Origin of the sequence: Intrasporangium sp. (assembly GCF_051961875.1) — a bacterium.
Classification (GTDB): domain Bacteria; phylum Actinomycetota; class Actinomycetes; order Actinomycetales; family Dermatophilaceae; genus Intrasporangium_A.
In genome coordinates this window covers 1-8,556 of sequence record NZ_JBQCCV010000296.1, presented here as the reverse complement: position 1 = coordinate 8,556, position 8,556 = coordinate 1, and the positions used below count along the sequence as shown (strand labels likewise).

7 protein-coding genes are annotated in these 8,556 nt (G+C 70.9%); 5 read left to right on the top strand and 2 right to left on the bottom strand.

Annotated elements, in window-relative coordinates:
- Window positions 1-1,609 (top strand): HAD-IC family P-type ATPase (locus ACTHJJ_RS18450; protein ID WP_440304409.1); only part of this gene is annotated, 1,609 nt, incomplete at its 5' end.
- A gap of 93 nt (window positions 1,610-1,702) precedes the next feature.
- On the top strand, window positions 1,703-3,025 hold the full coding sequence (locus tag ACTHJJ_RS18445) for an MFS transporter (RefSeq protein WP_440304408.1): 1,323 nt from the start codon (window positions 1,703-1,705) through the stop codon (window positions 3,023-3,025).
- Here ACTHJJ_RS18445 and ACTHJJ_RS18440 read toward each other — a convergent pair.
- Together ACTHJJ_RS18440 and ACTHJJ_RS18435 are read right to left on the bottom strand one after the other, a co-directional pair.
- A complete protein-coding gene (locus ACTHJJ_RS18440) occupies window positions 2,970-3,659 on the bottom strand; it encodes a response regulator (RefSeq protein ID WP_440304407.1) in 690 nt (229 codons plus the stop codon). The two genes, ACTHJJ_RS18445 and ACTHJJ_RS18440, sit on opposite strands and share 56 nt — an antisense overlap.
- Window positions 3,656-5,278, bottom strand: a complete 1,623-nt coding sequence (locus ACTHJJ_RS18435; RefSeq protein ID WP_440304406.1) for an ATP-binding protein — start codon at window positions 5,276-5,278, stop codon at window positions 3,656-3,658. Before ACTHJJ_RS18435 ends, ACTHJJ_RS18440 begins: the two co-directional genes overlap by 4 nt.
- A gap of 256 nt (window positions 5,279-5,534) precedes the next feature.
- Between ACTHJJ_RS18435 and ACTHJJ_RS18430 the strand changes: the two genes are divergently transcribed.
- The 3 genes from ACTHJJ_RS18430 to ACTHJJ_RS18420 are packed head-to-tail and all read left to right on the top strand — an operon-like array spanning window position 5,535 to window position 8,419.
- Window positions 5,535-6,395 (top strand): ABC transporter ATP-binding protein, encoded by an 861-nt coding sequence (locus ACTHJJ_RS18430; RefSeq protein ID WP_440304405.1) that lies wholly within the window; start codon window positions 5,535-5,537, stop codon window positions 6,393-6,395.
- A gap of 38 nt (window positions 6,396-6,433) precedes the next feature.
- A complete protein-coding gene (locus ACTHJJ_RS18425) occupies window positions 6,434-7,276 on the top strand; it encodes an ABC transporter permease (RefSeq protein WP_440304404.1) in 843 nt (280 codons plus the stop codon).
- A 51-nt stretch (window positions 7,277-7,327) separates the two neighbouring features.
- Window positions 7,328-8,419 carry an ABC transporter substrate-binding protein gene (locus ACTHJJ_RS18420; RefSeq protein WP_440304403.1) on the top strand — a complete coding sequence of 364 codons (1,092 nt, stop codon included), beginning with the start codon at window positions 7,328-7,330 and terminating at the stop codon, window positions 8,417-8,419.
- The last annotated feature ends 137 nt before the right edge of the window (window positions 8,420-8,556 follow it).

Genomic DNA, 8,556 nt, shown 5'->3' with positions numbered 1-8,556 from the left:
CCTGCTCACCTCGATCGCGTTCCTCCTGTCGGCGGTGCAGCTGACCCGCAAGCAGGTCCTCGTCCAGCAGCTGCCGGCCGTCGAGGGGCTGGCGCGGGTGGACGTCGTGTGCCTCGACAAGACGGGGACATTGACCGTCGGGGAGATCGCGTTCGAGGACGTCGAGGCGCTCGACGGGCGGCCGGTCGAGGACCTCCGGGCCGCGCTGGGCGCGCTTGCCGACGACCCGAACCCGAACGGCACCCTGGCCGCGGTCGCCGCCGCCCTCGAGGCCCCGCACGGGTGGGAGCGGAGCGGCACCATCCCCTTCACCTCGGAGCGCAAATGGAGCGCAGGCTGCTTCGGAGAGCGCGGCACGTGGCTGCTCGGCGCGCCGGAGGTCCTCCTCACCGACGGAGCCGCGGGTCGGGACCGGGCCGCGGAGCTGGCCGCGACCGGCCGCCGGGTCGTCGCCCTCGCCCGGAGCGACGAGCACCTGACCGAGCCGGTGCTGCCGGACGACCTCCGACCCGCGGGCCTGGTCGTGCTCAGCGAGCAGGTGCGCGACGACGCGCGCGAGACGCTGCGCTACTTCGCGGAGCAGGACGTCGCGATCAAGGTCATCTCCGGCGACAACCCGCAGACCGTAGCCGCGGTGGCCCGTCGCGTCGGCCTCGACGTCGGCGAGCCAGTCGACGCCCGCACCCTCGGGGACGACCCCGAGTCCCTGCGGGAAGTCGTCCGTGCCACAACGGTATTCGGTCGTGTGAGCCCGGAGCAGAAGCGCGGGATCGTCCACGCCCTGCAGGCCGACGGCCACGTCGTCGCGATGACCGGTGACGGGGTCAACGACGCACTCGCCCTGAAAGACGCCGACATCGGAGTCGCGATGGGCAACGGCGCCCAGGCGACCAAGGCGGTCGCCGAGCTCGTCCTGCTCGACGGGCGGTTCGCGCACCTGCCGACCGCGCTCCACGAGGGACGCCGCGTCATCGGCAATGTCGAGCGGGTCGCGAACCTCTTCGTCGCGAAGAACGCGATGAGCCTCGTCGCCATCGTCGCGACCGCCCTCATGGCGAGCGCGTTCCCGTTCCTGCCGCGGCACCTCACGCTCGTCTCGGCGGTGACGATCGGCATCCCGGCGTTCTTCCTCGCCCTCGGCCCGAACCTGCGCCGTTACACGCCAGGCTTCCTCGGGCGGATCCTCCGCTTCGCCATCCCCGCCGGTGCCGTCGCGGGGGTGGCCGTCATCGCCTCGTACCTCCTCGCCGGGAGCCACTACGGGGTGCCGCAGGACCAGTTCCTCGCCCAGTGCGCGCTCGTGACGGGCCCGGTCGATCCCAGCTGCTGGGAGCCGGGCACCGGCGCGACCATCTCCCTGCTCGTCGTCTTCTTCGCCATCCTGTCGGTCCTCTCCCGGCCGTTCCGGCTGTGGAAGGCCCTGCTGCTCGGCACGATGGCCGTGCTCGCGGTCCTCGCCTTCGTGGTCCCGTTCGCGCGCGAGTTCTTCACCTTCAACGCGCCGGCCCGGCTCGTCTGGGAGTCACTGGGCGTCGGGCTCGTCGGCGCCGTCCTCGTCGAGGTGACCCATCGTGTGGCCGGCCACCACCGGTCGGACAGCCGCAGCTGAGGACACCTGTAGAATGGACCGCGTATAGGGCTCCGGCGTGACCTGTTGGGCGGGAAGGCGCGCACTCTTTTTGCCCACCCGTCAAGGAGTGCCTTGTCCCCGCTGCAGTCCTATCGCCACCTGTTCGGCCTCACCGGGCCGACGTATGTCGTCATCGCCTTCCTCGCGCGGCTGCCCCTCGCGATGAGCCAGCTCGGCGTCCTGCTCCTCGTCGCAACGGCGACGGGCAGCTACGGCGCCGGTGGGGCCAGCGCCGGCGCCCTCGCGATCGCCAACGCGGTCGGCGCGCCCCTGTGGGGCTCTCTCGCCGACCGGGTCGGCCAGCGCCCGGTCGTCCTCGTCCAGTCGATCGGTGGCGCGCTCGGCCTGGCCGGGCTGCTCGCGACCGTCCACAGCGGCGCACCGTGGGGTTTCGCCGCTGCGACGAGTGCGGTCGCCGGCTTCCTCCTGCCCCAGGTCGGCCCGCTGGCCCGGGTCCGCTGGCGCCCCATCACGGCGCGGACGGGTGCCCACCAGCCGCGGCTCGTCGCGACCGCCTTCTCCTACGAGGGCGCCGCCGACGAGGCCTCGTTCGTCCTCGGCCCCGCCCTCATCGGGCTCGGGGTCTCGGCGGCGGCCGCCGTCCTCGCCCTCTTCGGCGCCTGGTTCGCCCTCGACCCGACCGCCCGGCTCACCGACGCCGCCCGCGCCTCCAGGCTCGGCGTCACGGGACGCCTGCTCACCCCGGCCCTCGTCGTCCTCTGCCTGTGCCAGCTCGTGATCGGCACCGTCTTCGGCTCGGTCCAGACCGGCACCTCGGTCATCGCCACGGCCGCCGGCCAGCCCGGGCTCACCGGCTACTTCCACGCCCTCCTCGGGGTCGGCAGCGTCGTCGCCGGCCTCGGCATGGCCGCGGTCCCGGCCCGGTTCAGCCTGCCGGCGCGCCTGCGCTGGTTCGCCCTCGCCCTGCTCGTCCTCGCGGTTCCGCTGCTGCTCGTCGGCTCCCTCGCCACCCTCGCGCCGGTGCTCCTCGTGCTCGGCTTCAGCGTGGCGCCATACATGATCACGACCTTCATGCTCGGCGCGCGCGTCACGCCGGCGGCCCGGACGGGGGCCGCGATGACGCTCCTCGCGGCGGCGACCGGGCTCGGCTACGCGCTCGGTGCGGCGATCGCGGGCCGGCTCGCCGACTGGGGCGGCCACACACCGGCCTTCGCGGTGACGGTGTCGGCGGGCGCCCTCGCCACCCTCGTCTCGTGGAGCGCGGGCCGCGTCCTCCGCGGCGCGGACGTGCCGGCCCCGGAGGCTGAGCCCACCGACTCGCCGGAAGGACCGAGCGAGGCACTCGCCACGGTCAGGGACAGCGCAGAGGCCGCCTCGCTCAGCTCCGGCGCGGCAGATAGCGGTGCTCGGGCCGGCCTGTCGAGCCATACGTGAGCTCCAGGTCGAGCAGCCGCTTCTTGACCAGGGTCGCGAGGTAGCGCTGCGCCGTCGGCCGGCTCGCGCCGAGGACCTCGGCGACCTCGGCCGCGCTGATCGGCTCCGGCGCGGCGGTGACGATCTCGAGGACCCGGGCCATCGTCGGCTGCAGTGTGCGCACAACGGTGGTCCGACGCACCGGTGCGCCACGCAGGCTGTAGAGGGAGTCGACGACGTCCTGATCCACGTGTCGCCCGCGCTCGGGCGTCCCCTGCAGCCGCTCCGCCCACATGCGGTACGACTCCAGCTGCTCGCGCAGTGCCGCGACGCTGAACGGCTTGACCAGGTAGTAGAAGGCGCCGAGCTGCATCGCCGCGCGCACCGAGTCGATGTCGCGGGCGGCCGTGACGAGGAGGAAGTCCGGCACCACGCGGCCCGCCGCGGCAAGCCGACGGACGAGGTCGAGTCCGGTGACGTCGGGCAGGTACATGTCGAGCAGCAACAGGTCTGGGCTCGCCTCGGCGACCAGCCGTTCGGCCTCGACGGCGGTGTGCGCCTCGCCGACCACGACGAACCCCTCCATCCGGCCGACGCTGAGGGCGTGCGCATGGGCGACGTGGTAGTCGTCGTCGACGACGAGCACGCGGATCACGAGACGCCCTGCCGTTCGGGGGTCGGGGCGGCCGTGCGGGTGCCGACCGGGATGGTGACCTCGAAGACGGCCCCGCCTGGTGAGGCGGCGGTGATCCGGCCACCCGCCCGCGTGACGAGCCGGTGGACGAGCGCGAGGCCCACGCCGCGGCGCATCGCGCCGCGGGGACTCTTGGTCGAGTAGCCGTCGACGAACACGTCGTCGAGCAGCTCCTCAGGTATGCCCGGCCCCGTGTCCCTGACGCGAAGGCTGAGTATGCCGTTCACGCAGCCGAGCGAGACCGTGACCTCTCCGCGTGGATGCTGTCCGACGGTGCGGGGGTCGTCGACGATGGCGTCGACGGCGTTGTCGAGCAGGTTGCCGAGGACCGTGACGATGGGCAGGCCCTCGACCTCGTGTGCCTCGGCGCGGCTCGTCGGGTCGAGCCGGACGACGACGTCTCGCTCGGCGGCCACCGTCATCTTGGCGAGCAGCAGGGCCGCCACGACCGGGGCCCCGACGCGAGACCGGATCTCCTCGCTCGCGAGGGACGTCTGCTGCCAGAGCTCTTGGCTGTAGCGGGTCGCCTCCGCGACCTCACCGAGCTCGAGGAGCACCGACAGGACGTGCAGCCGGTTCGAGAACTCGTGCTCCTGCGCACGCAGCGCGGTCGTCAGGCCCTCGACCGAATCGAGCTGGCGCAGCAGGCCTTCGAGCTCGGTGCGGTCCCGGATCGTGACGACCCAGCCGGCATGGCGACCGGCCACGACGACCGGCATGCGGTTGAGCACCAGGAGCTGCTCGTCCGTGACCGCCACGAGGTCACTCCCCTCGATCTGCCCGGTGATGATGCGCTGGAGCCGACCCGAGGGCACCACGTCCTCGACGCGCTGGCCGAGGTGCGCCTCCCCGAGACCGAGCAGGCGTCTGGCCTCCGAGTTGAGGACATTGATCGCGCCCTTGTCGTCCACGGCGAGGACGCCCTCCCGGATCCCGTGCAGCATCGCCTCGCGCTCCTGCACGAGCTCGACGATCTCGGCGGGTTCGACGCCGAACGTCACCCGCTTGATCACCCGGGCGAGCAGAAGCGACGCGACGATGCCGACGGCGAGGGCCAGCAGGGTGAAGAGGGCGATGTCGCCGATCTCGGCCGAGAGGCGGACCCCCACCTCGGACTCGAGGAATCCGACGGAGACCTCACCGACCGGGTGCCCGGCCGCGTCGAGGATGGGGGCTCGGGAGTTGGCGGAGCGGCCGAGGCTGCCGTTGTCGAAGCCGGTGTGGACCTGCCCGTCGAGGGCGATGACCTGTTCCTCGATGCGCTGGCCGATGAGGTTGGGGTTCGGGTGCGAGTAGCGCAGGCCGGTGCGATCGACGAAGACGACGTAGGAGGCCTGGGTCGCCTGGCGAACCCGGGTGGCGAGCCCGGGCAGGATGTGCTGGGGGTCGCCCGCCTCGATCGCGGTCGCGACCTCCGGCGTCCGGCCCAGTGTCACCGCGACATCGGTTGCCTGCTCCATGGCGTGCTCGTCCTCGGCGCGACCGGCCAGGTGGGCGTAGAAGCCGAAGCCGATGGCCATGGTCGCCACGACGATGAGCAGCATCGCGGCGAGGATGCGCGCCGCCAATGTCCGGCCCACCCGCGGCATGGTCCTCCTCAGCGCTGAGTCGTGCTCGGCCACCGATCCGGGTGACAGCTCCAGCATGACTCAGCAGAACGCACAAAACCAACGGCGAAGCCGTGTCGCCGCAGCCCCGAGGCCGGTCCACATGGCGCGCGGGAAACGCACAAAACCGCAATCAATGCGGCCAACGACGAGATTCCTTCGCAAGCGTGACCCAGGCCACAGGCCGTTCCTACATTCGAAACGCAAGACCGAATGAGAGGAGTGCCAGATGGTTGGCAAGGAACGACGGCCCACGGCCCCCGTCCCCGGGTCGCGCCCGCACACTGAGTCGGCGCGGATCGAGATCACTGGACTGACCAAGCGCTACATCACCCGAACGGGCGACCCCTTCACGGCGATCCAGAACGTCACGTTCACGGTGGAACCCGGACAGTTCTGCGCGATCGTCGGGCCGACCGGCTGTGGCAAGTCGACCACGCTCGGGCAGGTGTCCGGGCTGGAGCGGCCCAGCTCGGGCTCCGTCAAGGTCGGCGGCCAGCCGGTGCACGGCGTCACGACCGGTGTCAGCTTCATGTTCCAGGCCGATGCGCTCTTCCCGTGGAAGACCGTGCTCGGCAACGTCATGATCGGCCCCACCCTGAACGGCGCCCACAAGCGGGAGGCCGTCGCGCTGGCCCGGGACTGGCTGCGCCGTGTCGGGCTCGCCGGGTTCGAGGACCGCTACCCGCACCAGCTGTCCGGTGGGATGCGCAAGCGCGTCGCCATGGCGGCCGCACTCATCAACGAGCCGAAGATCCTGCTGATGGACGAGCCCTTCGGGGCGTTGGACGTCCAGACGAAGGCGATCATGCAGACCGAGCTGCTCGGGCTGTGGGAGCAGCTGCGCCCATCGGTCCTCTTCATCACCCACGACCTCGACGAGGCGGTCGCCCTCGCCGACCGGGTGTTCATCATGACCAGCAGCCCGGGCTCCATCAAGGAGAGCTTCGACATCGACCTGCCCCGCCCGCGGGGTGAGGTCCAGGAGATCCGCCACGAGAAGCGTTTCCTCGAGCTGCAGGGCCAGATCTGGTCCTCACTCAAGGACGAGGTCGAGCGCGCCTACGCGCGGACGGTGAGCGCGGCATGATGGGCACTCTTGACGCCGGGCCTGTCCAGCTGGCTGGCGTGGAACAGTCCGAGTCGAACATCGCGGCGACCTACCGGGCGGACCGGCGGCGGCGGGCCACGTGGGTGTGGTTGGGCCGAATCGTCCTGCCGGTCATCGTGATCGGTGGTTGGCAGCTCTCCACCCAGGCGGGGGTGGTCGACAAGTTCTTCTTCGGCCAGCCGACCGATGTCTGGGCCGCACTGGTCAACCTGTTCACCCAGGGCACGGCCTTCGGGTCGATCTGGTCCAACCTGTGGATCACGATCGAGGAGGCGATCTTCGGCTTCGCGCTCGGCACCGCGGCCGGAATCGCGCTGGGACTGTTGCTCGGCCAGAACCGATTCCTGTCGGACGTGTGCAGCCCCTACATCAAGGCCCTCAACTCCGTCCCCCGGATCATCCTCGGCTCGATCTTCGTGGTCGCCTTCGGGCTGGGGACCTTCCCGAAGGTGCTGCTCGCCGCGGTCCTCGTGTTCTTCATCGTCTTCTTCAACGCCTTCCAGGGCGTGCGTGAGGTCGACCAGAACCTCGTCGCCAACGTGCGCGTGCTCGGCGCGTCGTCGATGCAGGTGGCCCGGCACGTGACCGTCCCCTCTGCGCTGAGCTGGATCATCGCCAGCCTGCACACGGCGTTCGGCTTCGCGATCATCGGTGCGCTGGTCGGTGAGGTGCTCGGGTCCCAGGCCGGCATCGGCCTGATCATCACCCAGGCCCAGGGTCACTTCGACCCGGACACGGTGTTCGCCTGCATGATCCTGATGGCCCTCGTCACCCTCGCAGCCGAGTACCTGCTCACGCTGCTCGAGAGGCGAGTCCTGTCCTGGCGTCCGCCGAGCAAGTCCGAGGCCCAGGCGATCTGACCGCCTCACACTCCCCCACCACCCACAGCACCAAGCGAAAGGAACCCGCACATGTTCAAGCGCACACTGTGCATGGCCGCTGTCGGGGCGGTCGCCCTCGCCACAGCGGCATGCTCCAGCGGCACCCCGACCGGCGGCACCACGCAGGCCGGCGCCAACGCCTCGACTCCCACGGTCAAGCTCATGGTCGGCGGCATCGACAAGCAGATCTACCTGCCCTACCAGCTGGCGCAGGACCTCGGCTTCTACAAGAAGTACGGCGTCAATGTCGAGCTGTCGACCGAGCAGAACGGCGGCGTCGGCGCCGAGGACGCCATGGCGTCCGGCCAGGTCGACATGGCGGGCGCCTGGTACATCCACACCATCGACTTCCAGGCGAAGGGCAAGGACGTCATCGACGTCGTGCAGCTCTCTGGCGCACCGGGCGAGCGCGAGATGTGCGGCAACAGCAGCGGGGTCCACTCTGCCGCGGACTTCAAGGGCAAGACGCTCGGTGTGACCGACCTCGGGTCCGGCACCGACGAGCTCACCCAGTTCCTCGCTTCGCAGAAGGGCGTCGCCCACTCCGACTACCACACGCTCGCCGTCGGCGCGGGGGCGACCGCGATCGCGGCCATCCAGCGCAATACGGCACAGTGCGTGATGACCACCCAGCCCACCGTGGGCGCGCTCGAGTCCAAGCACCTGGCCTACTCGGCGCTCGACCTCGCGACGACCAGTGGTGCGACCGCCGCCCTCGGCGGCGCATGGCCGGCGGCCGGGGTGCTCGCCCGCGCCGACTGGGTCAACTCCCACCAGGATGCCGTGCAGAAGGTCGTGGACGCGCTCGTCGCGACGATGCACTGGATCAACACCCACTCGGCTGCCGATATCGCCAACGCGATGCCGCCGCAGTACGTCGCGAACACCACCATCACCAAGGACCAGTACATCGCCGGCCTGACGACCGACAAGGGACAGTTCCTGCCCGACGGCATCATGCCCGCCGGCGGCCCCAAGACGATCTACGACATGGAGAAGGTCCTCGGCGTCGACGTCAGCAAGGTCAAGATCGGCGACACGTTCACCAACACCTACGCCCAGAAGGCCAACCAGCTCGAGGGCTTCAAGACGACCACCACCCCGGCAGGAGCCGCTGGCTGACAGCTCCGACGAGAGGTATGCCGCTGGGGCGGGGGGCCCTGGGAAGCCGGCCCCCCGCCTACCGCGGGGTGAGGGGCCCCCCCCCGCCCGCGGGGGGGTCATTGCGGAGGGGGTGCGCGGGCCCCCCGGGGCGCACC

Excerpts from the sequence above, each read along its gene's own strand:
- ACTHJJ_RS18430 (WP_440304405.1), top strand. The coding sequence starts at position 5,535 with ATGGTTGGCAAGGAACGACGGCCCACGGCCCCCGTCCCCGGGTCGCGC.
- ACTHJJ_RS18420 (WP_440304403.1), top strand. The coding sequence starts at position 7,328 with ATGTTCAAGCGCACACTGTGCATGGCCGCTGTCGGGGCGGTCGCCCTC.